Origin of the sequence: Hyphomicrobium facile (genome assembly GCF_900116175.1) — a bacterium.
Taxonomy (GTDB): domain Bacteria; phylum Pseudomonadota; class Alphaproteobacteria; order Rhizobiales; family Hyphomicrobiaceae; genus Hyphomicrobium_B; species Hyphomicrobium_B facile.
Genome location: NZ_FPCH01000001.1, coordinates 611,627 through 636,797, shown reverse-complemented (window position 1 = coordinate 636,797; position 25,171 = coordinate 611,627). Strand labels below are relative to the sequence as shown.

Here is a 25,171-nt window from a genome sequence, read left to right as displayed (position 1 = left end):
GAAAAACCCTCAAACCTGCATTCAACTGATGCAGAAGCTATAGCAGACCAAATCCGGCGCTGCCGGGCAACCGATCGATCGGCAAACGCATGTTGCCGATCTGCCCCTAAGCCCGCCGGGATCTCTACTCAGCCAGAGCCTTAACGATCTCTTCCGTCATTTTCTTGGCGTCGCCGAGCACCATGACGGTGTTGTCGCGATAAAACACCGGGTTGTCGATACCAGCATAGCCGGAAGCCAGCGAGCGCTTGTTGAAGAATACCGTCCCCGCCTTCCAGACCTGGAGCACGGGCATGCCGTAAATAGGCGATGACTTGTCGTCTTCGGCCGCGGGGTTGACGACGTCGTTCGCCCCGATGACGTACACGGCGTCTGCCTGCGCGAACTCGCTGTTGATGTCCTCGAGCTCGAAAACCTCGTCGTAGGGGACGTTGGCTTCAGCCAGCAGCACGTTCATGTGCCCCGGCATGCGGCCCGCAACCGGATGAATGGCGTATTTCACTTCGACGCCGGCTTTCTTGAGCGCATCCCCCATTTCCCGAAGCGCGTGCTGGGCCTGCGCCACGGCCATGCCGTACCCGGGCACGATGATGACCTTCGCCGCGTTCTTCATGACGTAAGCCGCGTCTTCCGCCGACCCGAGCTTCACGGGCTTCTGTTCGCCCCCGCCCCCAGCGGCTGCGACTGTCTCACCGCCAAACCCACCGGCGATGACGGACAGGAATTGACGGTTCATGGCCTTGCACATGATGTAGGAAAGAATGGCGCCCGACGATCCGACGAGTGCGCCGGTGATGATCAACGCGACATTGCCGAGCGTGAAGCCGATGCCGGCGGCCGCCCAGCCCGAGTACGAGTTCAGCATCGACACGACGACCGGCATGTCCGCGCCGCCGATCGGGATGATGATCAACACGCCGAGCAGGAGGGCCAGGACGACGACCAGCCAGAACAGCCACGCCGAACCGGCGGACACGATGAAGCTGTAGATGACGAAAATCAAAAGCAGTCCCAGCGCAGCATTGATGACATGCCGCATCGGCAACAGGATTGGCTTGCCGGACATCCGCCCAGAGAGCTTTGAAAACGCGATCACCGAGCCCGTGAACGTGATGGCGCCGATGGCAACGCCGAGCGACATCTCGAGAAGGCTGCCGGCTTTGATGCCGAAACTCGGATCTGATGGATCGACGAGAATACCGAACGCCGATGGCGCATAAAGCGCGCTGGCCGCCACGAACACCGCCGCCAAGCCAACGAGCGAGTGAAACGCCGCGACGAGCTCGGGCATCATCGTCATCGGGATTTCGCGCGCCGTCTTGGCGCCGATGAAGCCGCCGATGCCGAGGCCGAGTACGATGAGGATCCAGGACGTCGCCGTCGGCTCCGCAAGGCCGAGCGTCGTCAGGATGGCGATCGTCATGCCGATCATGCCGTAGAGATTGCCCTGCCGCGAGGTCGCCGGGCTCGACAACCCTCTGAGCGCCAGAATGAAAAGAACGCCGGCGGCGAGGTAGAGCAGTGCGGCGACGTTTGCGGACATTGGAGCGATTCCCCGGGCCTAATATCGAATGTCTTCGGCGTTTCTCGTTGGGCAATTCAAGAGAGAGCGTCAGCCGTCCTTCTTCGCCGGCGCGTCCTTCTTCTTGTACATCGCAAGCATGCGGTTGGTGACGAGGAAGCCGCCGAAGATGTTGACCGACGCCATCGTCAGCGCGAGGAAACCGAACACCTTGGCAATGCTGCTGTCGGACGAGGTCAACGACACGCCGACCGCCAGAAGCGCGCCAACCACAATGACCGATGAAATCGCGTTGGTGACGCTCATCAGCGGCGTGTGCAGGGCGGGCGTAACCGACCAGACGACGTAGTAGCCGACGAACACCGCGATCACGAAGACCATGAATTCGTAGACGGAAGGGCTGATCAGCGCGCCTTCGGCCGCGAAAGCGGTGGTCGGTGTCAGTGCGAGAAGCAAACAGATCAGCGAAACCGGCACGCGCTTCAACTCCCCTCCCCTACGAGGGGAGGGGTCGGGGGTGGGGTGGAGAGCTTGGCGAACAGCCTCATTTGACATGTTGATACCCCAGTTGTCATCTCGCACTCGATCAAACGTCATTCTTGCATCCTCTCCCCACCCCGCCCCTCCCCGCTGGGGAGGGGGAAGCCGGGTCGCAAAATCTCTAGCTCGCTTTCGTCGCGAAATTCGGATGCACGAGCTGACCGTCCTTGGCGACCAAAGTCCCCTTGATCAGCTCGTCGTCCCAATTGACCGCAAGCGTCTTTTCCTTCTTGTCGATCATCGTTTCGACGAACGCCAAGAGGTTACGCGCGTACAAGCTCGAAGCATTGACCGCGATCGTGCCGGCAAGATTGAGCGGCCCGAAAATCTTCACGCCGTTCGGCGTCTCGATGGTTTTGCCGGCTTCCGTCAGCTCCGTATTGCCGCCCCGTTCGGCTGCAAGATCAACGATGACGGACCCTGGCTTCATGCTTTCGATCATGGCACGCGTGATGAGCTTCGGCGCCGGACGCCCGGGAATGAGCGCCGTCGTAATCACGAGGTCCTGGTTCTTGATGTGGTTGGCGATAAGCTCGGCCTGCTTCGCCTGATATTCGGCGCTCATCGCCTTCGCGTATCCGGCAGCCGTCTGCGCCTGCTTGAATTCATCGTCCTCGACCGCGATGAACTTCGCGCCGAGCGACTGAACCTGCTCTTTCGTCGCGGGACGCACGTCCGTTGCGGTCACCTGCGCGCCGAGCCGCCGCGCTGTGGCGATGGCCTGGAGCCCAGCAACGCCGACGCCCATGATGAAAGCCCTGGCTGCCGGAACCGTACCGGCCGGCGTCATCATCAGCGGCAGCGCCTGCCCGAACATCGCGGCACCATCGACGACGGCCTTGTAGCCCGCGAGATTGGCCTGGCTCGACAGCACGTCCATTGATTGGGCGCGCGTCGTCCGCGGCATCAGCTCCATGGAAAACACCGTACCGCCGCTGCCCGCGAGCGCTTCAAGACCCGCTCGCTCGCCGAATGGATCGATCATCCCGGCGACGATGGCGCCCGGCTTCAAGGCCCGGATGTCTTCGGCGGATGGCCGGCGCACGGCGAGCAGAATATCGGCGCCGGAGAGCGCGTCTGCCCGGCTGACGATCTCGGCCCCCTGAGCCCGGTAGGCATCGTCGGAGAAACGCGATCTGAGACCCGCGCCCTGCTCTATGCGCACGCGCGCACCGAGGGCTGAGAACTTTTTGACAGTGTCGGGCGAAACCGCAACGCGCGGCTCGTCGGCCGGTTCACTGGTAACAGCTATCGTAACCATGTCTCGGTCCAATTGAGCGGAAGGGACTGCGCGGCCGATATGAAAAAAGGGCAGTCCTTATCCGGCCCGCCCTGTTTTGAGTCTGTCTGTTGTGCCTGGGAAACCGAGCATCAGACCAGGAAGAACTTCATTCCGGCCAGCAGGATGACACAGAAAACGACGCCGTACTTCGTCAGACGGAGAAACGTCTGGTAGGTCTCGACGTGCTGCTCATAGTCCATTGACGGACTGCCCTTTGACGTATCGATGCTCAAGGCTTTCTCCCCTAGGCGGTTGGTTCGTTTCCTGGTTGGTATCTTAAGTCGCCGCGAGCTTCAAGGTGTCGCAGATCAATGGTCGCGGATGAGGGTTGGGCAGCCGTTGCCGCTCAAACTGCAGAATCACCAAGCGAGAGTGAGAAATCGACGTGGACCGGCGTGGAGCGCTAGACCGCGACTTGTGTACCCACCTCGACGACCCGATCGGTCGGAATCTGGAAATAGGTTGTCGCATCCTCGGCGCTGCCTGCAAGCGCGATGAACAGACGCTCCTGCCACCGCGGCATTTCGGATTTTGCCGTCGTCCGCAACGACCGCCTCGACAGGAAGAATGAGGTCGAGCCGATATCGATGTTGCAGTCTTTCCGGCGCGCATGCTCGAGGATCTTTGGAACGCTCGGCGTCTCCATGAAGCCGTAACGCGCAATGATGCGGATGAAATGGTCCGAAATCCGCTCGATCGTCAGCCTCTCGTGGCGGGGCACGCGGGGCGTCTCCTCGGTCCGGATCGAGAGCAGGATGTTCCTCTCATGCATGACCCTGTTGTGCTTCAGGTTGTGCATCATAGACGTCGGCGCGGCATAGGGATCACCGGTCAGGAAGACGGCAGTTCCCGATACGCGATGCGGTGGCTTCGCTTCGAGCTTGCGCACGAGCCAATCGAGATCCGCTTCGTTGCGCTTCGTGACTTTGGCGAGAACGCGCGTTCCGCGAACCCACGTAAACATGATGATCGCCAGCATGCACGCGATCGCGAGCGGCACCCAGCCGCCTTCGAAGAGCTTCAGAATGTTGGCTGAGAAGAACGCCTGTTCAATGAGCAGAAGCGGAATGACGATGAGCGCCACGCGCCAGAGCGGCCAGCGCCAGCACTTCCAAATGACGAAGAACGCCATCAGCGTGTCGATGACCATGGCGGCCGTAACCGAAACGCCGTACGCCGCCGCCAGATTGGACGACGTGCGGAACGCGAAAATCGCGACCAGGACGGCGATGAAGAGGATCCAGTTGACCCTCGGCATATAGATCTGGCCTGCCATGCTCTCGGACGTATGCCGGATCTCGAACCGCGGCACGAGACCGAGCTGGATGGCCTGCCTCGTGAGCGAAAATGCGCCCGTTATCACAGCTTGGCTGGCGATCACCGTTGCGAACGTCGAAAGAATGAGCATCGGGATCAGCATGAAATCGGGGTAGAGGCGGTAGAACGGATTCTCGACCGCGGCCGCGTCGTTCATGACGAGCGCGCCTTGCCCGAAGTAATTGAGAACGAGCGCGGGCATGACGAAGTACACCCACGACGCGGTTATCGGACGGCGGCCGAAATGCCCGAGATCGGCGTAGAGCGCTTCGGCGCCCGTGCAGGCCAAAAACACGAGGCCCATCACGGTCAGTCCCAAGAACCCATGATGGTAGACGAACATCATGCCGTAGACCGGGTTCAGCGCGTACAGCACGTGCAGATTATCGGCGATGTGCGCGAGACCGCCGAGCCCGAGCACGACGAACCAGATCGACATGACCGGACCAAAGAAACGCGCGACCCGATCGGTGCCGCGTGATTGCATCCAGAAGAGAAAGGCGAGGACGATGATGGCGACCGGAATAACCGCTCGCTCGAATTGCGGCGCGATCAGTTTCAGTCCCTCGACCGCCGAGAGCACCGAGATCGCCGGCGTGATGACGGCGTCGCCGTAGAAGAACGATGCGCCGGCAATGCCGAGCGCGCCGAGCAACGGAGCGCTGCGCCGGGCGACCGTCTGACCGAGGGCCATCAGCGCGAACATGCCGCCTTCGCCCTTGTTATCGGCACGGAGCAACAGCAGCACATATTTTATGGTGACGACGAGCGTCATGGCCCAGAAAATGAGGGACAGCACGCCGAGCGCAGCTTCGGCAGTCGTCAACCCGCGATGCGCGGCGGCGGTTATGGCTTCCTTGAACGCATAAAGCGGGCTGGTTCCGATGTCGCCAAAGACGACGCCGACCGAGCCGACTGCCAATGCCCAGAAGTTCTTACTATGATGCCCCTCGCCGGCGCCGTATTCGGCGCCGGATTGAACTGAAGCGGGCGCTTGTGCCATCTAGGCACCTCGACCTTATTTAAGGCTGCATCGCAGCAAAGTGGCGGGCTTCTACTCCCACGACAGGACATTGGGAAGCGGCAAATTCGCCTCCCGCCCCCCGTAAACGCCCGTTCTCCGCTTGACAATGCGCTGCGAAAGGATTCGTTGCCTTCCCTCACAAAGGATTTCCGGCCCGGTCCTGACGCACCGCCCTCAGCCGATTTTTTCCAGTTCGTCGATCATGCCTTCGATGACCTTGAGCCCCTTGTTCCAGAACTCCGGATCGCGGGCATCGAGCCCGAATGGAGCAAGAAGTTCGGAGTGGTGCTTCGAGCCACCGGCCTTCAAGAGGCTGAAATATTTCTGAACGAACTCGGGGTGTGCTTCGGCGTAAAGACCGTACAGAGAGTTCACGAGGCAATCGCCGAAAGCGTAGGCATAGACATAGAACGGCGAGTGGATGAAGTGCGGAATGTAAGTCCAGAAGACTTCATAGCCGGGCTTCAAGTCGATCGCCGGTCCTAAGCTTTCCGCCTGCACCTCGAGCCACAAGCTGTTGATCTGGTCGGACGTCAATTCGCCCTCGCGGCGCGCCTCATGAACCTTGCGTTCGAACGTGTAGAACGCGATCTGACGCACGACGGTGTTGAGCATATCCTCGACCTTGCCGGCGAGCATGGCTTTCTTCTCGCGCGGATCCTTGGTCTCGGAAATGATCGAATTGAACGTCAGCATCTCGCCGAACACGGACGCCGTTTCGGCAAGCGTCAATGGCGTCGGTGCGAGCAGCGGACCCTGATCGCGCGCCAGCCATTGGTGCACGCCATGACCAAGCTCGTGCGCGAGCGTCATGACGTCCCGGGGCTTACCCAGATAATTCATCATCACATAGGGATGCACCGACGGGACCGTCGACGCCGAGAACGCACCTGGCGCCTTGCCCGGCCGCACCGGAGCATCGATCCAGTTCTTGTCGAAAAACTGCTTGGCGATCGTCGCCATCTCGGGCGCGAAACCATTGTAAGCGCGCAGCACGATCTGCTCGGCTTCGGGCCACGAAATCGTTCGCTCCGGCTTGTCCGGCAGCGGCGCGTTCCGGTCCCATGATGCAAGCTTCTTCTTGCCGAGCCACTTTGCCTTCATCGCGTAATAGCGATGCGAAAGCAGCGGATAGGCAGCCCGTACGCTCGACACGAGCGCATCGACCACCGGGCCTTCGACGCGATTGGCGAGATTGCGGCTATCCGCAACGTCCTTGAAATTGTGCCAGCGGTCGGAAATCTCCTTGTCCTTCGCGAGCGTATTCGTGATCCGCGTGAACAGGGGCAGATTGGCTTTGAAAACCTTGGACAGCGCTTCTGACGCCGCCTTGCGCTTCTTCTCGTCCGCGTCCGACAGGAAGTTCAGCGTCGGCTCCAGCGACAACGGCTCCTTGTAGCCTTTGACCTGGAAGCGGAGCGACGACATCGTCTCGTCGAACAGACGGTTCCACGCCGCACGGCTCGTCTGCGATTTCTCCGTGAAAAGCGTCTCGATCTTCTCGTCGAGCTGATGCGGCTTCTCTTTCCGGAGATCGTCGAACCAAGGCTTATACCGCTTGAGGCTTGCGTGCTTCAGCGCCTCATCGATGACCGCGTCGTCGATCTGGTTGAGTTCCAGCTCGAAGAAAATGAGATCGGTATAGAGCTTCGTCAGCGCTTCCGAGATATCGGCGTTGAACTTGGCGCGCGCCGGATCCGTCTGGTTCAGGACGTAGTACAGCCCCGAATAGGAACCGAGCTTGCCCGTGAGATCGGCAAGCTTCTCGTAGTCCTTGATGGGCTCGATCAGTTTGTCGCCGTCTTTCGCGAGGTCCGCGAGACGACCCTGATATGTCGCCTTGATGCGCGTCGCCTCAGCGGCAGCCTCTTTGAGATCTCGCCGGATTTCAGGCGCATCCGGACCCGAGTAGAGGTCGCTCAAATCCCATTCAGGCATCGTTCCAAGCGACTGCCCATCTGCGGGCGATTGCGAAGGAGCTTCGGGGGCGAGGTTGATGTCCGAAAAAGACTGGCGTCGCATGGGTGTCCTTTACAAACGAGAATTTCGTGGTGGCTTACCACAGGCTCGCCGAAACTGAAATTCGAGCGGCCCATGGCCTCTTTTGCGAAACTGACGGCGCCTCGAGTGGGCTCTGCAACGTCCAAAGCAGTCATCGCGAGCAAAAACTTCCGCGCCACATCAGCCGCTTACCGATGCGCGAAGAATATTGTGCCAATCCGAAACCTTACATTTACCCTTGTCGGGCAATCTTCACTCGTTGCGTAAGTTCTAGGTCACCGCGTGTTTGAAGCTGGGTCAATTCCAGCATCCGGCCGCCGCAGCTGACCGGTGTATCCGTAAGAGTAAAGTTGCGTGCAAATGTCCAAGCGTATTCTCATCGTCGATGACGATCCTGCCCAGCGTCGCATTCTCGAAGAAACGATCAAGCGGTTCGGTTTCGAGACCAGAACCTGCGGTTCCGGCGAACAGGCGATCCAAATTCTCGAAGGCCCTGAGCATTCTCAGATTGGCTTGGTGCTGCTCGACCTTGTCATGCCCGGCATGGACGGCATGGCGGTTCTCGATCGCATCGGCCGTGTAGCCGGCATGCCGCCGATCATCGTTCAAACGGCGCACGGCTCGATTGAAACGGCCATCAACGCAATGCGCCGCGGCGCAGTCGATTTCGTCGTCAAACCGGCGTCTCCCGAGCGGCTCGACGTATCGATCAAGAGTGCACTGAAGATCGAAGCACTCGCTGACGAGATCAATCGCATCAAGAAGACAGTCGACGGCACGTTGACCTTCGGCGATCTCGTATTGCGCGGCGAAGCCATGAAGCGCGTCATCACGCTCGGCAAGCGCGCTGCGGCTTCGAACATTCCCGTCCTGATCGAAGGCGAGAGCGGCGTCGGCAAAGAGCTGATCGCACGCGCCATCCAGGGCGAAAGCGATCGCGCCGGAAAGCCGTTCATCACCGTGAACTGCGGCGCCATCCCTGAAAACCTCATCGAAAGCATCCTTTTCGGCCACGAAAAGGGAGCCTTCACCGGCGCCGTCGACAAGCGCACGGGTAAGTTCCAGGAAGCCGACGGCGGCACGCTCTTCCTCGACGAGGTCGGCGAGCTTCCTCTCGACGCACAGGTGAAACTGCTGCGCGCCCTGCAGGAAGGCGAAATCGATCCGGTCGGCGCCAAGCGCCCGGTGAAAGTGAACTTCCGCCTGATCTCCGCGACCAACCGCGACATGATCCAGCAGGTGAAGGACGGCAAGTTCCGCGAGGACCTGTATTACCGCCTCAATGTCTTCCCGATTTTCGTGCCGCCGCTGCGTGAGCGCGTGGAGGACATTCCCGAACTCGCCCGGCACTTCATCGCCCGCTTCGCGGCAGAAGAAGGCAAGCGCGTCGCGACAATCTCCGACCGTGCGATGCGGCTTCTTCAGTCGTATTCGTGGCCGGGCAACGTTCGCCAGCTCGAGAACGCAGTTTTCCGCGCCGTTGTTCTGGCCGATGGACCGGAGCTTACTGTCGCCGAGTTCCCGCAGATTGCAGCCCACGTGGAAGGCTTTGAGACGGAGATCCCGGCAGCGCCCGCAGCCGTTCAGAAACCACCTGCGTACACCGGACCGGCTCTGCTCGGCGCCGAGAACACCGTGCCGCACACGGTCGAAATGAAGTCGCAGATTTCCGGAAGCTCGCTCGGCATCCAGGCGGTCGCCGAGGACGGCGAAATTCGCTCTCTCGAAGCGATCGAAGCCGACATGATCCGATTGGCCCTCGGCCGTTATCGCGGACACATGACGGAAGTGGCGAAACGGCTCAACATCGGCCGCTCGACACTCTACCGGAAGATGCAGGAATACGGATTAGAGCCCCGCACCAACTAGCCCAGAAATGACCCCGGCATGAATTCGGCAGAGTTCCGATCGCATGCCGGACGCCGAGTCTTGTCTGACGGGCTTCCCCTCGTCGTCACATTCTCGCCCGGCGGTCGACCTATCTAATTACGTGAGAGCGGAGGCCCCTTCGTCCTCACCCGCAAAAGCCCTGGCTGCATCCGGGGCTTTTGCATTTTTGGGATACCGCGACATGAAGCTGCGGCCTGACACGGCACAGACTTCAATAAAATCGCAACTTTCTTCTCCCTATTTTGTTAGCTAAGCGCATTCGTCGGACGGGCAGCGTTTTTGTTGCCGGCATACGCTTCGAGAGCACGAAACAGCAACAGTTTCGCCACAGCGCTGTGCAATACAGCCATGTCGCGCGATCGGGCTGGTAAGGCGGAGTGCTGGCGCGTATCTAAGGCCGGTAACTAAGAGGTGAAAATTCTTATGCGTGTCGCGACACTTCTGGCGGTCGGCGTAATGCTGACCACCGGCTCGGTATCTGCAGCCTTCGCTGTCGAATCCGATACTGCACAAACCGATGGAGCGGATCGCGCATCGACTGCAGTCCCCGCGCCCGACGATAATTCAGCTGGCAGCACTTCTGCTGCTCCGCAGACCGCGATGCGGCCAGAGGTGACACCGGAAACACCGCAGGTTGCACCATCCCCAACGACGCCCGCCGAGGGCGCTGGTGCTCCCGCTCCGGCAGCCGCACCCGCTTCCGCCGAGCCCGCCCAGAATGAAACCGCTGCGCCCGCGCAAAGCGCCGCTCCTGCAGCACCTGCAGCGCCCGCTGCTGCGGCACCCGCCGAGAGCACCGCGGCGGCGCGCACGATCGTCCCCTTGGACGACCTCCTCTATCTTCCCGTTTCCCGCTACTTGCAGGACAACGCCAAAAAAGCGTTGGCAGGCACCGACCAGGCGGATCGCCAAGTCCTGATCCAATTCTACGATTCCCGCATGGGCTCGACGCTTTGGGTGAGCAAGACCGGTTACAATGACGCCGCAAAAAACGTCATCGCGACCCTCAAGGACGCTGACAGCTGGGGTCTCCGCGCGGCCGACTTCAAAATCGCCGATCTGAAACCTGGCGCCAATGGCGAGTTCAACCTCGACGACCTGACAGTCGCCGAGACACGCCTGTCGCTCGCGGCGATGGAATATGCACGCGATGCGCGTGGCGACCGGATCACGGACCCGTCTTCCCAGCTCGGCACGTATCTCGACCGGAAACCGGTGGTTCTCGATCGCAGAACCGTCATCGATAGCCTAGCGAGCGTTCCGGACCAGGGCACGTATCTGACCGAGCTTCACCCGAAGCATCCGCAATTCATTCGCCTGCGCGAAAAGCTGCTGGCACTTCGCGCCAATGCCAAAGAAGCGGAAGCTCTGAAGATCCCGGACGGCCCGAAGCTGATGCCCGGCGCCAGCCATGCCCAGATCGCAATCCTCCATAAGCGCCTCAAGGTCGCCGCCGCGACCGCGAAGGACGACGGCACGCCGCCAGACGACACCTACTACGACAAGGCGCTCGCCACGGCCGTCGTGGCTTACAAGGAAAGCAAGGGAATTCAGCCGGCCAATCCCTCGATCACCCAACCGCTACGCCGCTCCCTGAACGCCAGCAACGATGTGAGCGACGCGAAGCTTGTCGCCAACATGGAAGAGTGGCGCTGGATGCCGGACGACCTCGGCAAATACTACATCATGGTCAACATTCCCGAGTTCAAAGTCCGCGTGATCTCGGACGGCGAGGTCATCCATGAGGAGCGCATCGTCTCGGGACGCCCCGATACGCAATCGCCGATCTTCTCCGAAATGATGCGGACCGTGGTCCTCCAGCCGCGCTGGAGCGTGCCGGATTCGATCAAGATCAAAGAGCTGTTGCCAAGTCTCAGAGCCGGTGGTGATCCGCTGCGCCGCCAGGGGCTCGTGATCGAGCGCAACGGCCGGAAGATGGATCCCTACAGTGTCGATTGGAACCGGACTGACATCCGGAACTTCAACGTCTATCAGCCGCCCGGCGGCGGCAATGCCCTCGGCGTCGTGAAGTTCCTGTTCCCGAACAAGCACGCGGTCTATTTGCACGACACGCCGAGCAAGAGCCTCTTCAACGAAAGCACGCGTGCGTTCAGCCACGGCTGCATGCGCGTCCGCAATCCCGTGAAGCTTGCCGAAATCATCCTTGGCAAGGACAAGGGCTGGGATGCGTCGATGGTCCAGAACCTTATTGCGAAGGGTCCTGAGGAAAACGAAATCAGCCTCGACCAGCCGATCCCCGTCCACGTCACGTATTTCACGGCTTGGGTCGACGACGGCGGCGAAGTCCAGACCTTCGGCGACGTCTACGGTCACGAGAAGCGGATCAATCTGGCGCTTGCCGGCCGCTGGAACCAGATCCAGAAGGCCGACGAGAAGAAAGTCTCGCCAGAGGATATTCCGCAGGGTGACGGTTGGGGCGGTGACGGCTTCGGTGGTCTGTTCGGCAGCTACGACGAACGCGATAGTCGTGGCAAAAAGAAATACGATCCCGGCCTCGGTAACTTCTTCAAGCAAGTTTTGGGCGGGTTTTAACCTCCGCTAACTGATCTTCCGCAGCCGGCCGATCCCTGATCGGCCGGCTTTCGTTTGTCCGTGCCTGAGCATTCCGGCCTTTTTATCGCCCCTTCCAACCCTTTAAATGTTCGAACAGGATAGTTACCGCCTCTTAACGGTTCGGGATTAACCGTTAATGGCCGAGCATTTTTGGCCCCAGTCGGGCTCGGGGATTTAGTAGGGACGGGGGAATTCGTGGCCTTTCGCCGATCAGGCCTGGTTTTGGGCTCGTTGACGCTTGTTGTGTCCGTGTTTCTGCACGCCGATAAGATGACGGCGGCAGGCGAACCCGAAGAACGCACGATCTCGTTCTATCACATTCACACCCAAGAGCGCCTGACTGTCACGTACAAGCGCAACGGCCAATACATTCCCGAAGCGCTGAAGCAGATCAATTGGATCATGCGCGATTGGCGCAAGAACGAGGTCAAGGAAATCTCTCCCCAAACGCTCGATATCGCGTGGGAGATGCACGAAGAACTCGGCTCCAAGGAGCCCATAAGTATTATTTGCGGCTACCGCTCCTCAGGCACCAATGAAATGTTGCGCCATACCCGCGGCGGGCAGGCCAAGCAGAGCCAGCACATCACCGGCAAGGCGATCGACATCACGTTCCCCGACATTCCGCTGAAAAAGATGCGCTACTCCGCATTGATCCGCGAGCGCGGCGGCGTCGGCTACTACCCGACGTCAGGCATCCCATTCGTTCACATCGATACCGCAAACGTCCGCATGTGGCCGCGCATGCCGCGCCAGGAACTCGCCCTGCTCTTCCCGAACGGCCGCTCGAAATATGTCCCCGACGACGGCCGGCCGATCACGCCGAACGACGTCAAGGTCGCCCAGAGCAAGTACAGCGAACTCGCAACTCAGGTCGCCGAATTCTTCCACGATCGCCGGACGCCCGGCACGTCCAGAACGATGGTCGCGTCTGTCGGGATCAGCCCGCCGAAAAAGAGCCTGAACGTCGTCGCCTCTCTCGGAAACCCCTCACGGCCCGCGACGCAAACGGCGGACGGCGCGCAGCGCCGAAACGTCAACCTGACGACCGAACCCGATCCGGCCCTGACGGCGCCGCGCCCGTTTGCACCGGCGCAAGTTGCTTCGCTTGAACCCGATGCTCAACCGAAGCCCCAACTCAAGTCCGCGCCGAAGCTCGTCGATCGCTCGTCACGCTTCACGCTTCCCTCAGAGGCGGATCGCGGCAAGCTCGACGCCTTGGTGACGGCCGCAGCCTCCATGCCGGTGCCTGAACTCGTCCAAGGACCACGCCCAGCGGTCCGTCCGCAAAAGGCCTTGGCCGCCGTCGCCCTGGCTGAAACCCGTCAACCCGCCGCGCCGTCACCGGCGGCGCGCGTCGCGAGCCTCGATCCCGCAGCCGGGACCGCGACCGACATGCACCCCGCAAGCCTCGGCAACGGCTGGGCGCAAGCCCCCCAATTCGACGACGACCACCCTGACGAACTCGATTATCGGCCCTTCCCGCTCGCGCCGCTTCTGAGCGACACACCGGCCTCGCGCGATCAGCTCCTCGCCGAAATGCAGGCACCCAACGTCGCGGCGACCCTCGATGTTCTGGATGACGTCGGCGGCATCGTGCCGATGAAGTTCAGACCCGGCCGGCAATTGGCGGAATCATCGAAGTCCGACCAATTCCAGGGCAAAGCCGTGCACGCCGAAGCCCTGCTGGAGATCGAGCAAAATAGAATGCCAGCCGGTATCGAAAGCAGGCCGGTTCAAACCAGCGCCCGCTGACCCGATCAGGCCTGCCCAATTAAACCTGGACCGCCTGAGCGCCGCGCTTCAGCGAGAGCTCACCCGCTTCAGCCACGAGTTTTCCCAGCGCGAGAAAATCTTCGCGCCGCGGACTGGAGCGCCGCCATGCGAGCCCAATGGACCGCGCCGGCTCGGGGTCGACGAACCGGATGATCTTGATCTCCCGGCTCCGGCCTTCCACACCGAGGCAGATTTCAGGAAGCAACGTGATACCAAATCCTGCCGACACCATCTCGACGATGGTCGAAAGACTGGATGCACCGAACGTGTTGACGTCGTCGACCTGCTGCAGACTGCAGTACGTGAGCGCCTGATCGCGCAGGCAATGCCCCTCTTCCAGCAGAAGCAGCCGATCGTGCTCGACCATTTCCTTCGTCGCGCGAACGCGGCCCGAGAGCTTCCTCGACTTCGGCAGAGCTAGCAAAAACCTGTCTTCGAAAATCGACAGTGTTTCGATGTCGGGATTCTTTATCGGAAGAGCGAGAAGCAGAACGTCGAGCTTACCCTCGACGAGTTCTTCCGTCAGAGGCTGCGTTTGCGTCTCGCGAACGTGCAGCTCGAGGTCGGGATACTTGGCCTTGAGAAGGGGCAGCAGCGGCGGCAGGAGATAGGGCGCGACCGAAGGAATGACGCCGAGCCGAAGCGTGCCGGAGAGAATGCCGCCGGCGTGCTGGGCGTAATCGACGAGATTGCGGACATCATTGAGCAGCCGCTGCGCGCGAATGGCGATTTCCTCGCCTTTCGGGGTCAGCTTGACGCCGCTGCGCGTGCGCTCGACGAGCGCGATCCCGAGAGACGCCTCCAGATCCTGGATTTGCATGGAAAGCGCCGGCTGGGTCACCGCGCACGCATCGGCCGCGCGGCCGAAATGCTGCTCGCGCGCGAGAGCATCGAAATACCGAAGCTGCTTCAGAGTAACATGGGCCATCAGCGAGACTAATGCATCGGACAAGAAATGACGATTTGTCCTTATCACAGTCGGGCGGTACCGTGAATAATCCGACGCGTGGAAACGATATCACTTTTCCGCGCGCAGATAGACGACTGCCGTGAGGCTGTCATCGCCAGCACCGTCCCGGCCCCCAGCGCCGAATGGGGATGGGGCGGTGCTGTTTTCAGGTTGTAAGGGACACCAGAGTAACCCCACGCAGAGAGCCCCGATCGGCACGCGAGCAAACGGGCCGCAAGCACGGGGCAGGTGCGGTGCCTACTCGGCGGCCATCATCTTATCGACGACGGAGGTGTCGGGAACTGTATCCAGCATGCCAAGCGCATGCATGTAGACTTCCAGAATGCTTTCCTCTTCCTGCCGCTCCTCGTTCGACTTTTTGCGAAGCCGCACGATCTGGCGCAGTGCCTTGACGTCGAAGCCGACGGATTTCGCCTCGGTGTACTTGTCGCGAATATCGCTCGCGAGCTGCTTCTTTTCCTCTTCCAAGCGTTCGATTTGCTCGACGAACTGGCGCAGCTGATTTTGCGCCGAGGCTTGAAGCGTGCTCATGAAGGCTCCTACTGATATCAAGTGCGGGGCCGACGCTATCGGCCGAGCCTCTTCACAGCAAGGCGACGAGCGCAGCTATCCCAAGGGATAATATCGAGCCGAGGACTTGACGTTGTATATGTCGCGGCGCGACTCACTTGATCCCCGCGAGCAGCGCCGGCGGCCGGCGCGCGGAACGCGTGTCGCCGGTGCCAAACTAAACCAACTAATGATCCCGCGGCCTGCTCTGCTCGAAGGCCGCCTGCTTCTCGGCAGGCGCATCGGTCTGATATTTGGCTTTCCACTCTTTGAACGGCATGCCGTAGACGATCTCGCGGGCATCATCCTTGGAAAGCTCGAGACCCTTGGCCTCGGCCGCGGCCGACATCCAGGTCGAAAGGCAGTTCCTGCAGAACCCGGCCAGATTCATCATATCGATGTTCTGAACGTCCGTGCGCGACTGTAAATGCTCAACCAGGCGCCGAAAGACAGCTGCCTCGAGCTCGATCGTCGTCTGCGGATCGAATGTTTTCATATTGAGCTCCTTGCTTCTCCGGCTGTCTCGAAAGGCCATTACGACATAAGCACCGCGCCAGCCATCCGAAAGCCCCAACCGTCCCCGTGCCAGACCCCCCGGTCAAACCCGAAGTCTGGCTGCGGCCTCTGATGCCTTGACGCGCGTCAGCCGTTTGCGCAAACCAAGATCAACAATCACAAAACAACCAGGAACCGGCCAGGGCAATATGATGAATGACGGGTCGAACGGCGGCGTCCGCGAAACTTTGAGCACGCTGTTCGAAGCCGCGCATCGAACAGCTCACCCCTCGGTCTGCCTGCCGGCCCACCTTCCGCCCGTGCCGAAGGGTGGCCGGATTATCGTCATCGGCGCCGGCAAGGGCTCGGCCGCGATGGCCGTCGCCGCGGAAGCGCACTACATCGCCACCGGGCAAGAGAACAAGATCTCGGGCCTCATCTCGACCCGCCACGGTTTTGGCCTCCCGACCGGCATCATAAAGATTCTGGAAGCTGGCCACCCGGTCCCCGATGCGAACTCGATCGTCGGTGCTGAACGCGCCATCGCGCTTGCCAAAAGCGCCGGACCCAACGACCTCGTGCTCTGCTTGCTGTCGGGCGGCGCATCCGCCATCTGGGCGGCACCCGTCCAAGGCGTCAGCTTCGAAGCGAAGCAGGCTCTGACGAAACAGCTTCTCAAATCCGGCGCGCCGATCTCGGAGATGAATTGCGTTCGCAAGCATCTGTCCGAAGTCAAAGGCGGCAAGCTCGCAGCCGCCGTCTATCCGGCACGCCTTCTGACGCTCGCGATTTCCGACGTGCCGGGCGACAATCCCGACGAAATCGGTTCCGGCCCGACGGTCGCCGACCGCTCGACCCTCGCCGATGCACGCGCCGTCCTCGAAAAATGGAAAATCACGCCGTCGCCCGAAATCGCGAAGGCCCTCGCCGACCCTGCGAATGAAACGCTGAAGGCCGGCGATCCAAGGCTCGCGAATTCGACCTACGAAATCGTTGCGGCTCCGCGGGCGTCGATCGAAGCGGCGGCGACAATCGCCCGCGAACTCGGCTACCGCGTCGTATCGCTCGGCGACGACCTCGAAGGCGAAGCGCGCGACGTTGCACGCGCCCATGCGGAAATGGCGCTCGAAGCCAAGCGCAAGCACGAGAAGGTCGCGATCATGTCGGGCGGCGAGTTGACCGTGACCGTCCGCGGCGACGGCTCGGGCGGCCCGAACCAGGAATACGCCCTAGGCCTCGCTTTGGCGCTCGATGGTGCGACTGGAATTGCAGGTCTTGCTGGCGATACCGACGGTATCGACGGCGGCGGCGGCAACGCCGGCGACCCGGCCGGTGCACTGGTTTTCCCCGATACGCTGAAGCGTGCGAAGGCTGCCAATCTCAATGCCGCCAAGTTCCTGGAGAACAACGACTCGACCGGATTTTTCCGTCCGCTCGGCGACCTTATCCTCTGCGGCCCCACCCAAACGAACGTCAACGATTTCCGGGTTATCCTTATTGACCCGTAAAATGCGAACGACATCGGCGACGGACTGGATTTACGACCGGAATTCTCTCCTTCGAGACCGGAGGCTCTGACGTGCCACTCCGCTTCCGCATGCGCACTCTCCGACGGAACTTTGCGCTTTTATTGGGCTTTTGCCTCTATGCGACGGCCGCGCACGCCGACTTGAAGCTATGCAATGCTACGTCGAGCAGGGTCGGCGTCGCGATCGGATATCAGGACACGTCGGGATGGGCGACGGAGGGCTGGTGGAACATCGCCTCGCAGACCTGCGAAACGCTTCTGAAAGGCGCGCTGCCGAGCCGCTTCGTCTACGTGCATGCCGTTGATTACGATCGCGGCGGCGAATGGGGCGGCAAGAACGACATGTGCACGACTGAAAAATCCTTCGCCATCAGGGGGGTTCAGGATTGCATCAAACGCGGATATAAGCGCACGGGTTTTTTTGAAGTCGATACCGGCGAAGCAAAAGAGTGGACCATCCGCCTCACTGATCCCGGGCAAGGAAAAGCAGACAAATGAGACGTAATAGGCGGGTCAAGATTGTAGCGACGCTAGGACCCGCGTCTGCTGCACCGGAAATGATCGAGCGGCTCTTCTTGGCGGGCGTGGACGTTTTCCGCATCAACATGAGCCACTCCACGCACGATGGCTCCAAGACGCTTTACAACGCCGTCCGCGCTTGCGCCGCGCGCCACCGCCACCCGATCGGCATTCTCGCCGATCTCCAGGGCCCCAAATTCCGCATCGGCAATTTCGAAACCGGCCGCGTGAACGTCGCGACGAAATCGATCTTCAAGTTCGATCGCGACGAGACGCTCGGAACCGAAGAGCGCGTCCATCTGCCCCACGCGCAGATCTTCGAGGCGATCCAGCCCGGCCACATGCTCGTTCTCGACGACGGCAAGCTGAAGATGCGCGTCGTCGAGACGACGCCCGTACAGATCAAAGCCGAAGTCCTGACCGGCGGAATGCTGGCAAGCCGCAAGGGCATCTCGATGCCCGATACGCTGCTGCCGATCAGTCCGCTCACTGAAAAGGATAAGGCCGACCTCGCGCACGCGCTGAAGCTCGGCGTCGATTGGGTCGCACTGTCGTTCGTACAGCGCGCCGAAGACGTCCACGACGTCAGGAAAATGATTGGCACCCGCGCGGCGATCCTGTCGAAAATCGAAAAGCCATCGGCCGTCGCCGACCTCGAGGACGTCATCGCGGCGTCGGATGCGATCATGGTCGCGCGCGGCGATCTCGGCGTCGAGATGCCCGTCGAGAAAGTTCCAGGAATTCAGAAGCGGATCACGCGTCTTTCACGGGCGGCCGGCAAGCCCGTCATCATCGCGACGCAGATGCTCGAAAGCATGATCTCTTCCCCCATGCCGACGCGCGCGGAAGTGTCAGACGTCGCAACCGCCGTCTTCGATGGGGCCGACGCCATCATGCTTTCGGCGGAAAGCGCCGTTGGCCAATATCCCGTCGAAGCCATCCAGATGATGGACAAGATCGCGGTCCAGGTTGAGCACGATCCCGTTTACGAGCCGATGCTCTACGCGACGCAGACGGAGCCGCAGCCGACGGGCGCCGACGCGATTGCGGCCGCCGCGTCCGCCATCGCCGACACGGTCCGCCTCGGCGCGATCGTTTGCTATACGGCGACCGGCTCGACGGTTCTCCGCGTGACGCGCGAACGCCCCGGCATCCCGGTCATCGGCCTGACGCCGATCGAATCGACCGCGCGGCGCTTGGCCCTCGTCTGGGGCGTGCACACCATCCTGACCGGCGATCCGGAAAACCTTTCGCACATGGTCCGGAAAGCCTGCCGTATCGCGTTCGAGGAAGGTCTCGTCAAAGCCCGCGAAGGCATCCTCATCACGGCCGGCATTCCGCTCGGAAGCCCCGGCGCAACGAACATGATCCGCATCGCCTTCGTCGACGAATCCGGCGCCCCGATTGCTGAAGAGGTCTAAGGTCGTTGAAATCTTGCGCAACCCGCCGAGGGTTTCGCTAGGCGCGCACCCTTGAGCATCTCAGTCGCAATAGACGTGACATGTTCGCGGCTATCCATCGTGTTATGTCCCACACTGGCTCGTAGCGATTGAAGTCGGGGGACACCTAATGCGATCTAGATTTGTGCGCTTCCAGCTCCGCGATTTGCTGCTCATCGTGGTGCCGGTACTGATAGCCGTCGCAGGCGCCACCTGGTTTACAATTCGTTTCGCCCATCCGGCGCCGCCCGATAAGCTTGTGCTGTCGGCAGCTGCTTCAGGCAGCCCCTATTATCATTATGCCGAGCGGTACCGGGCAGTCCTTGAACGCAACGGCGTCAAGCTCGAAATCCGCGAATCTGGCGGATCGCTGGCCAATCTCAAATCTTTATCTGACCCCGGCTCTGGCGTGGACGCGGCCTTCGTCCAAGGCGGACTTGCCTTGAATAATGACACGCATGGGCTGCTGTCCCTCGGGCGCATCGCGTACGAGCCGCTTTGGGTTTTCTATAACGGCAGCACGCCGCTTGAGCGGCTGACCGAGCTCAAAGGCAAGCGCATACTGGTCGGCCCTGAAGGCAGTGGAACCAGTAGCTTGGCCTTGCGGCTCCTCGCGGCCAACGGCATCACCAATGAAACGGCGACGCTGATCAATCACGAGTTACCGGATTATGTCGACCTGCTCGCCAAGAAAGAGGCGGACGCGGGCTTTCTCGTGCTCGCGCCCGAGGCGAAGACGATCCAGCGGTTGCTGAGAACTCCCGACATTCACTTTATGAGTTTTGCGAACGCCGATGCTTACGCCCAGCGCTTCCCGTTCCTTTCACGACTTGTATTGCGGGAGGGCGTCGTCGACTTCGCGGCCAACGTCCCACATAGCGACACCACCCTCATTGCGACGACCGTAGCCGTGGTGGTGCGGGAGAGCCTGCATCCAGCACTCGTCAACCTCCTCGCCCAGGCCCTGCAGGAGGTGCATGGACAGTCGACGGTCAACGAGGCCGGCGAAGTGCAATTGTTTCAGAGCGCCGGCGAATTCCCGACGGCCAATGATCCCGAGTTCGCATTTTCCGATGAGGCACGGCGGGTTTACCGCTCGGGAGCGCCGCTTCTGCAACGTTACGTGCCATTTTGGGTGGCAACGACTGTCGATCGCTTGATGATTTCTCTTGTGGTCTTGGTGCCGATTCTCATTCCGCTGCTGCGTTTCGCGCCCCAGATTTATGATTGGCGCATCCGCCGCCGCATCATCCATTGGTATGGAGAGCTCAAGCGTTTGGAGGCCGCCGCCAAGAGCGCATCAACCTCCGAGGAGCGGACGGCAAAATTGCGAGATCTTGAGACGATTGAGGCAGCTGTCGACAACCTGCCCATTCCGCTCGGCTTTGCTGATCGGCTGTATCAACTGCGCCAACACATTGAACTGGCGCGCCGCCGCCTCACGGTCGCCGCGGCCGACGATGCTGCCGCAGCACGGTCCTGACGCTCTGAATTTCAGGAGTCATTGAACGAGCCAAGCCGAACGGGCCAAGCGCAGGGACTCAGATCCCCTGCCCCTGGATTTCTTTCTTGAGCTTATCGCGCGCGGTCTCGCCGCCTTCGATGTTGGGGTGCACCTTGAGAAGCTGGTTGTAGACCTCGAGCGCGGCCTTCTTCTCGCCCATCAGAACGAGAATCTTCGCCATGCCGTCCAGCGCCCGGAAGTGGTTCGGCTCGATAGCAAGCGCTCGCCTGAGATCGCCCAGCGCAGCCGGATAATTGTTCAACCGGTATTCGACATAGGCGCGATGGCTCCACGCCTCGGCGAATTCGGGCGCGAGTTCCACCGCTGCGTCCAGGAACGGCATCGCCTTCTCGTTCTCGCTTCGAGAAGAGAAAATCTCGCCGCGATCGATGAGCAGATTGACGGTGTCGCCACCTTCGAGCCGCCACAGCCGCTCGATGGCCGCGCCGATTTCGCCCGCCTGGCGATGGTCGCCCTCGGTTGCGAGGAAAGCATAAAGGTTGTCGAGGGTCTTGGCTGTTTCTTCCGGCGTCTTCGGCCAGGGCAAGCCCATCATGCCCGGGTCGCCCTTCTGCTGGGCAGCAGCACCGGGCGAAGGCGCGACCGGAGGCGGCTTCTTCTTTACCGGCAGTTCGTCCCGCGGCCGCGCGGGTGCAGGTGGGGACGCATCGGGGAAAGGTTGGGTCTTCAACAGCTCATCGTCGGCTGCAGCGTTAGCCGCGCCGGCCGAGACCGCCAAAAGAAGGAGAAGAAGGCGTGCGCAAAAAATCATGCCTCGAAGCTAATCGAGGCATGGGATTTGGTCAAAAAGACTCTCGTGAATTCGCCGTAACGTCGCGCTCTGGCGCAACGATCTCAACCCTGGCGGGCCTTGAAGCGGCGGTGAGTCTTGTTGATGACGTAAACCCGGCCTTTGCGGCGGACCACGCGGTTATCGCGGTGCCGTGAGCGCAGGGACTTCAAAGAGTTTCTAACTTTCATAACGACACCGGTTAAAATGGTAGGCGCGAGAGAGATCGACCCTCCGACCCTGACCATGTCAAAAGAGATGGAAGCCGGGCTTGTACCCGCCAGAAGCCGGGAAAACAAGGCCATTCCGACGAAAAGCCGCGCTAGAGCGAGCGGAAAAGCCTGAAGTCCCGAAAACGACGGCCAATTCAGGCCTAAGCCACCGGAATCTGGGCGAATTTACCCTCACGCTACCTGAGCACCCCGCCCCTTGCATTTCGACGCCCCAGACGGCGGATTGAACGCTCAATCGCAGCCAATATGAGCTTGGACCTGCATATCCATTACAACGGATTTGAGCCCTCTGACTTCCGGATTTTCTGTGGATAAGCAGAAGGCGAAAGCCTGAATAGGCCGGATGACAGCTTTTCGACTCCCTCGCACCCGTGCTTCTTTCCGCCGGGGCTTGCCTGGATTTTTCGGCACTCCGGGCATGTCACTGATTTTTCGACGGTAATGTTCGCATAAGCCCGCATTTTTATTGAACCGGGTCCGACTTTTTATTTCGCACGAATTTTTACTTCATCAGGCACCGATATTGGGAGCCGCCAATGCTTTCTGTGAATCCGTCGCTCGAAGTTTTTAGCTCTACCATGTGGAATGACTCATTCGCGCCTGAAGATCAGCGCCGGGCGGTCAGCAACTTGGAAGACGGGCGCATCCTTTATTTCAGACACCTTTCGTTTCAACTCGATGAGCCGGAAAGATTTCTGCTTGCCACATCCTGGTCCAACCAGAAGGCAAAAAACATCAGCCTCGATCCAAACGAGGGCAAGTTGCGCGGCACTAAGATCGAGGGACCGGACAACGATCAACTGACGGCGATGATGCGGCGGTATGCATCTTACGCGCAGCAATTCATGCATGCGCTGTTGCCGGGGTACGCACCCCGTCTGCAGCTAGGGCGAACCAGCTTTCGGCCGGAGGAGATCGAAGGCAGAAAGCCCGCCTCCTATCGCAAGGATGATCGGCGCCTGCATCTCGATACGTTTCCATCGCGGCCGTGCCGGGGAGCGCGCATCTTGCGCGTGTTCACCAACATCAATCCCGCCGGCAAGCCGCGTATGTGGCTGGTGGGAGAACCTTTCGAAGCATTCGCCGGACGGTTTCTGCCGCGCGTGAGACCGGCGGTGCCCGGTCTTTCGCGCATCGAGTATGCGCTCGGCATCACCAAGAAGCCGAGAACACCCTACGATCACATCATGCTGCAATTGCACGACCGCGCCAAAGGCGACACCCGCTATCAGCGCGAGGCGCCGCGCCAGGAGGTCGCCTTCGCTGCAGGCAGCACCTGGGTGGTCTTCACGGATCAGGTTGCGCACGCCGCAACGAGAGGCCAATTCGCATTGGAGCAAACGTTTGAGCTCCCGGTCGCAGCACAACAACGGCCTGACCGGTCTCCTCTGCGCGTTCTCGAACGGATGACCGGCCGCTCGCTGGCTCCGGCAACAAACTGAAGCAAGGTTCTCCGGCGCAATGCGGGTAGCGTTACGAATCTTTGCTTAAGTGAGACGGCCGCCTTGCGTATCAGGCGGCCGTTTGCTTAGAAAAAATGCATGTAAAGTTGAAATAACGAAGCTCGCATGCGGGAACCTCTTCAGAACCCGAGCAAATATCCGCTGGTTATTTTTTTAAAACGACTTCGAGACGATCTGCGCGCCGTTTGGCTCCGAATTTCTTACCAGAAAACGGCCTAGACTATCGTCGGATAAGCGCGCATATGCCCATATTGCATGCACGCTGATCAACATGACACGGATCGGCACCCCAAAAGCGACGGCACTTAAGTAAGCAATGTTGGGGGGATTCTCGCGTCGGGGGGACAACCGATAAGGAGGTTGCCCCATGGACTTGGTCTCCAACATCACTCAGATGCTCAGCTCTAGTTTGGTCTCGCGTATTGCTTCGAGCCTCGGCCTCGATAGGACACTCACAGAAAAAGCAATCAGCGCTGGTGTCCCCGGACTACTGGCGGCTCTCACATCACTCGTTTCCAGACCCAACGGCGCCGCGGCGCTCAATGGCGCCGTTGCGCGACAACAGCCTGGATTGCTCTCGAGTTTAGGCACCATGCTCGGCGGCTCTACGCAGTCGAACATTATCGAAACAGGCACCAGCACCCTCACGTCTCTTCTTGGCGGCGAGACGATATCTGCACTCACCAACGCAGTCGGCCAGTACGCAGGGATCGGGAGCGTCGGCTCGAAAAGCCTCATGGGCCTGCTCGGACCTGTCGTGATGGGCGTGTTGGGACAGCAGCAGCGCGCAAGTGGGCTCGATGCGACGGGCCTGGCAAACCTCCTCACTTCACAGAAAGATAATATCGCCCGTGCGCTTCCCTCTGGCTTCTCGAATTATCTTAGCGGCACGGGCATTCTGGATGGTCTTGGTGGTGCGACCGATGCGCGGGCCGCATCGGCAGCGGCGAGACCGAGTTACACGACGATGCCACCACCGACCCCGAGACCTTCGGACCGGTCTCCCTATATGCAATCATGGGGCTGGGTACTCCCGGCAATCGCCGCGCTGATACTCGGCGGCCTCGCTTGGCACTGGTGGCGCCCAAACCCAACGGAAACGGCTCTCAATACGCCTCCGCCATCCACGGCACCATCGAGCACCGGAACCAGCACAGGCGCCGCTGGTCTCGGACCGAAGCCTGCATCCATCGAGGCGCTCGAAAATCTGCGAGGCATCAAGGTTGGTGACGTCGACCTTGGCACCCAACTCGCCGACGCGGAGACCCGCATGCGCTCCGCGATTATCAGCGTTCAGGACGTAAATTCGGCGCAAGCGGCAATTACGCCGCTGGCAAATTCCACGAACGATTTTGTCAGGCTGACGAAGCTCCTCGATCAGCTTCCACCCGATACCCGCATTACGGTCTCCAAGACAGTCGTCGCCACGAGACCGGCACTTGATCAGCTCTTCGACAAGGCACTCGCGATTCCCGGGGTGAGCCCGATCATCAAGCCGACCATCGATAAAGTTCACTCTCAGTTCGATGCGCTGACGACGGCCTGAGCCACTCGAGAAGTGAGCCACGCGAGAAGAATGCGCGAATGGGCTGGCCGAATTAGAAAGGAACACGGTCATGGCAACGACTACGACAAAGCATCCAGCCGTCGAAGAACATCTTTCGGCGGCTGCACATCACGCTGCAGCGGCTCATCGTGGACGACAGGCGGCAATTTGCGGTCCGGATTTCCAAGCTTTGCGAGAAGGCTTAGAAT

20 protein-coding genes are annotated in these 25,171 nt (G+C 60.6%); 9 read left to right on the top strand and 11 right to left on the bottom strand.

All coding sequences use genetic code 11. The annotated features are described in order from the left end of the window. Positions 1-124: 124 nt before the first annotated feature. From BM399_RS03025 to BM399_RS03000, 6 genes are all read right to left on the bottom strand, one after another. Positions 125-1,543: an NAD(P)(+) transhydrogenase (Re/Si-specific) subunit beta gene (locus BM399_RS03025; protein ID WP_092864040.1), complete on the bottom strand. Its 1,419-nt coding sequence runs from the start codon at positions 1,541-1,543 to the stop codon at positions 125-127. A 69-nt stretch (positions 1,544-1,612) separates the two neighbouring features. After that, positions 1,613-2,077, bottom strand: coding sequence for a proton-translocating transhydrogenase family protein (locus BM399_RS03020; RefSeq protein ID WP_092864037.1), 465 nt, complete (start codon positions 2,075-2,077; stop codon positions 1,613-1,615). Between the two features lie 106 nt (positions 2,078-2,183). Beyond that, positions 2,184-3,323: a Re/Si-specific NAD(P)(+) transhydrogenase subunit alpha gene (locus BM399_RS03015; protein ID WP_092864034.1), complete on the bottom strand. Its 1,140-nt coding sequence runs from the start codon at positions 3,321-3,323 to the stop codon at positions 2,184-2,186. Between the two features lie 110 nt (positions 3,324-3,433). After that, positions 3,434-3,577, bottom strand: coding sequence for an aa3-type cytochrome c oxidase subunit IV (locus tag BM399_RS03010; RefSeq protein ID WP_092864031.1), 144 nt, complete (start codon positions 3,575-3,577; stop codon positions 3,434-3,436). A 170-nt stretch (positions 3,578-3,747) separates the two neighbouring features. Further along, on the bottom strand, positions 3,748-5,664 hold the full coding sequence (locus BM399_RS03005; RefSeq protein ID WP_092864028.1) for a potassium transporter Kup: 1,917 nt from the start codon (positions 5,662-5,664) through the stop codon (positions 3,748-3,750). A gap of 195 nt (positions 5,665-5,859) precedes the next feature. Beyond that, complete coding sequence (locus BM399_RS03000) at positions 5,860-7,707, bottom strand: M3 family oligoendopeptidase (protein ID WP_092864025.1); 1,848 nt, start codon at positions 7,705-7,707, stop codon at positions 5,860-5,862. 339 nt (positions 7,708-8,046) lie between these two features. Here BM399_RS03000 and BM399_RS02995 point away from each other — a divergent pair, with 339 nt between their 5' ends. The 3 genes from BM399_RS02995 to BM399_RS02985 all read left to right on the top strand — a co-directional run bounded on the left by BM399_RS02995 (position 8,047) and on the right by BM399_RS02985 (position 13,905). After that, on the top strand, positions 8,047-9,555 hold the full coding sequence (locus BM399_RS02995; RefSeq protein WP_092864023.1) for a sigma-54-dependent transcriptional regulator: 1,509 nt from the start codon (positions 8,047-8,049) through the stop codon (positions 9,553-9,555). Positions 9,556-9,999: 444 nt separating this feature from the next. Then, positions 10,000-12,129 carry a L,D-transpeptidase family protein gene (locus BM399_RS02990; protein ID WP_244531039.1) on the top strand — a complete coding sequence of 710 codons (2,130 nt, stop codon included), beginning with the start codon at positions 10,000-10,002 and terminating at the stop codon, positions 12,127-12,129. Between the two features lie 216 nt (positions 12,130-12,345). Next, entirely contained in the window at positions 12,346-13,905 is a 1,560-nt protein-coding gene (locus BM399_RS02985) for a peptidoglycan L,D-endopeptidase MepK (protein WP_092864020.1), read from the top strand. 19 nt (positions 13,906-13,924) lie between these two features. Here the strand turns inward: BM399_RS02985 and BM399_RS02980 are convergent, their stop codons facing one another. The 3 genes from BM399_RS02980 to BM399_RS02970 all read right to left on the bottom strand — a co-directional run bounded on the left by BM399_RS02980 (position 13,925) and on the right by BM399_RS02970 (position 15,941). Beyond that, a complete protein-coding gene (locus BM399_RS02980) occupies positions 13,925-14,854 on the bottom strand; it encodes a LysR substrate-binding domain-containing protein (RefSeq protein WP_092864017.1) in 930 nt (309 codons plus the stop codon). A 279-nt stretch (positions 14,855-15,133) separates the two neighbouring features. Then, positions 15,134-15,427, bottom strand: a complete 294-nt coding sequence (locus BM399_RS02975) for a DUF2312 domain-containing protein (RefSeq protein WP_092864014.1) — start codon at positions 15,425-15,427, stop codon at positions 15,134-15,136. Positions 15,428-15,632: 205 nt separating this feature from the next. Further along, positions 15,633-15,941 carry a DUF1244 domain-containing protein gene (locus BM399_RS02970; protein WP_092866184.1) on the bottom strand — a complete coding sequence of 103 codons (309 nt, stop codon included), beginning with the start codon at positions 15,939-15,941 and terminating at the stop codon, positions 15,633-15,635. A gap of 211 nt (positions 15,942-16,152) precedes the next feature. Between BM399_RS02970 and BM399_RS02965 the strand changes: the two genes are divergently transcribed. From BM399_RS02965 to BM399_RS02950, 4 genes are all read left to right on the top strand, one after another. Then, the gene (locus BM399_RS02965) at positions 16,153-17,448 is read left to right on the top strand and encodes a glycerate kinase type-2 family protein (RefSeq protein WP_092866181.1); all 1,296 of its coding nucleotides are present in this window, start codon (positions 16,153-16,155) and stop codon (positions 17,446-17,448) included. Between the two features lie 89 nt (positions 17,449-17,537). Beyond that, positions 17,538-17,966, top strand: coding sequence for a DUF1036 domain-containing protein (locus BM399_RS02960; RefSeq protein WP_092864011.1), 429 nt, complete (start codon positions 17,538-17,540; stop codon positions 17,964-17,966). Further along, entirely contained in the window at positions 17,963-19,408 is a 1,446-nt protein-coding gene (gene pyk, locus BM399_RS02955) for a pyruvate kinase (protein ID WP_092864008.1), read from the top strand. Before BM399_RS02960 ends, pyk begins: the two co-directional genes overlap by 4 nt. 163 nt (positions 19,409-19,571) lie before the next feature. Next, complete coding sequence (locus tag BM399_RS02950; protein WP_177228024.1) at positions 19,572-20,909, top strand: TAXI family TRAP transporter solute-binding subunit; 1,338 nt, start codon at positions 19,572-19,574, stop codon at positions 20,907-20,909. A gap of 58 nt (positions 20,910-20,967) precedes the next feature. On the opposite strand, the gene BM399_RS02945 is transcribed toward BM399_RS02950, so the two are convergent. Continuing rightward, a complete protein-coding gene (locus tag BM399_RS02945) occupies positions 20,968-21,621 on the bottom strand; it encodes a tetratricopeptide repeat protein (RefSeq protein WP_244531123.1) in 654 nt (217 codons plus the stop codon). 164 nt (positions 21,622-21,785) lie between these two features. Beyond that, on the bottom strand, positions 21,786-21,911 hold the full coding sequence (gene ykgO / locus BM399_RS02940) for a type B 50S ribosomal protein L36 (protein ID WP_013216601.1): 126 nt from the start codon (positions 21,909-21,911) through the stop codon (positions 21,786-21,788). A 578-nt stretch (positions 21,912-22,489) separates the two neighbouring features. Between ykgO and kdoO the strand changes: the two genes are divergently transcribed. Both kdoO and BM399_RS02930 read left to right on the top strand, forming a co-directional pair. Beyond that, a complete protein-coding gene (kdoO, locus tag BM399_RS02935; protein WP_092863999.1) occupies positions 22,490-23,395 on the top strand; it encodes a Kdo hydroxylase KdoO in 906 nt (301 codons plus the stop codon). 388 nt (positions 23,396-23,783) lie between these two features. After that, the gene (locus BM399_RS02930; RefSeq protein WP_092863996.1) at positions 23,784-24,962 is read left to right on the top strand and encodes a DUF937 domain-containing protein; all 1,179 of its coding nucleotides are present in this window, start codon (positions 23,784-23,786) and stop codon (positions 24,960-24,962) included. The last annotated feature ends 209 nt before the right edge of the window (positions 24,963-25,171 follow it).

Bases quoted from the DNA above. Each gene is read 5' to 3' on its own strand.
- BM399_RS02975 (WP_092864014.1), bottom strand. From the start codon at position 15,427: ATGAGCACGCTTCAAGCCTCGGCGCAAAATCAGCTGCGCCAGTTCGTC.
- BM399_RS02970 (WP_092866184.1), bottom strand. From the start codon at position 15,941: ATGAAAACATTCGATCCGCAGACGACGATCGAGCTCGAGGCAGCTGTC.
- BM399_RS03025 (WP_092864040.1), bottom strand. From the start codon at position 1,543: ATGTCCGCAAACGTCGCCGCACTGCTCTACCTCGCCGCCGGCGTTCTT.
- BM399_RS03005 (WP_092864028.1), bottom strand. From the start codon at position 5,664: ATGGCACAAGCGCCCGCTTCAGTTCAATCCGGCGCCGAATACGGCGCC.
- ykgO (WP_013216601.1), bottom strand. From the start codon at position 21,911: ATGAAAGTTAGAAACTCTTTGAAGTCCCTGCGCTCACGGCACCGCGAT.
- BM399_RS02980 (WP_092864017.1), bottom strand. From the start codon at position 14,854: ATGGCCCATGTTACTCTGAAGCAGCTTCGGTATTTCGATGCTCTCGCG.
- pyk (WP_092864008.1), top strand. From the start codon at position 17,963: ATGAGACGTAATAGGCGGGTCAAGATTGTAGCGACGCTAGGACCCGCG.
- BM399_RS02930 (WP_092863996.1), top strand. From the start codon at position 23,784: ATGGACTTGGTCTCCAACATCACTCAGATGCTCAGCTCTAGTTTGGTC.
- BM399_RS02960 (WP_092864011.1), top strand. From the start codon at position 17,538: ATGCGCACTCTCCGACGGAACTTTGCGCTTTTATTGGGCTTTTGCCTC.
- BM399_RS02965 (WP_092866181.1), top strand. From the start codon at position 16,153: ATGAATGACGGGTCGAACGGCGGCGTCCGCGAAACTTTGAGCACGCTG.
- BM399_RS02990 (WP_244531039.1), top strand. From the start codon at position 10,000: ATGCGTGTCGCGACACTTCTGGCGGTCGGCGTAATGCTGACCACCGGC.
- kdoO (WP_092863999.1), top strand. From the start codon at position 22,490: ATGCTTTCTGTGAATCCGTCGCTCGAAGTTTTTAGCTCTACCATGTGG.
- BM399_RS03020 (WP_092864037.1), bottom strand. From the start codon at position 2,077: ATGTCAAATGAGGCTGTTCGCCAAGCTCTCCACCCCACCCCCGACCCC.
- BM399_RS03015 (WP_092864034.1), bottom strand. From the start codon at position 3,323: ATGGTTACGATAGCTGTTACCAGTGAACCGGCCGACGAGCCGCGCGTT.
- BM399_RS03000 (WP_092864025.1), bottom strand. From the start codon at position 7,707: ATGCGACGCCAGTCTTTTTCGGACATCAACCTCGCCCCCGAAGCTCCT.
- BM399_RS02995 (WP_092864023.1), top strand. From the start codon at position 8,047: ATGTCCAAGCGTATTCTCATCGTCGATGACGATCCTGCCCAGCGTCGC.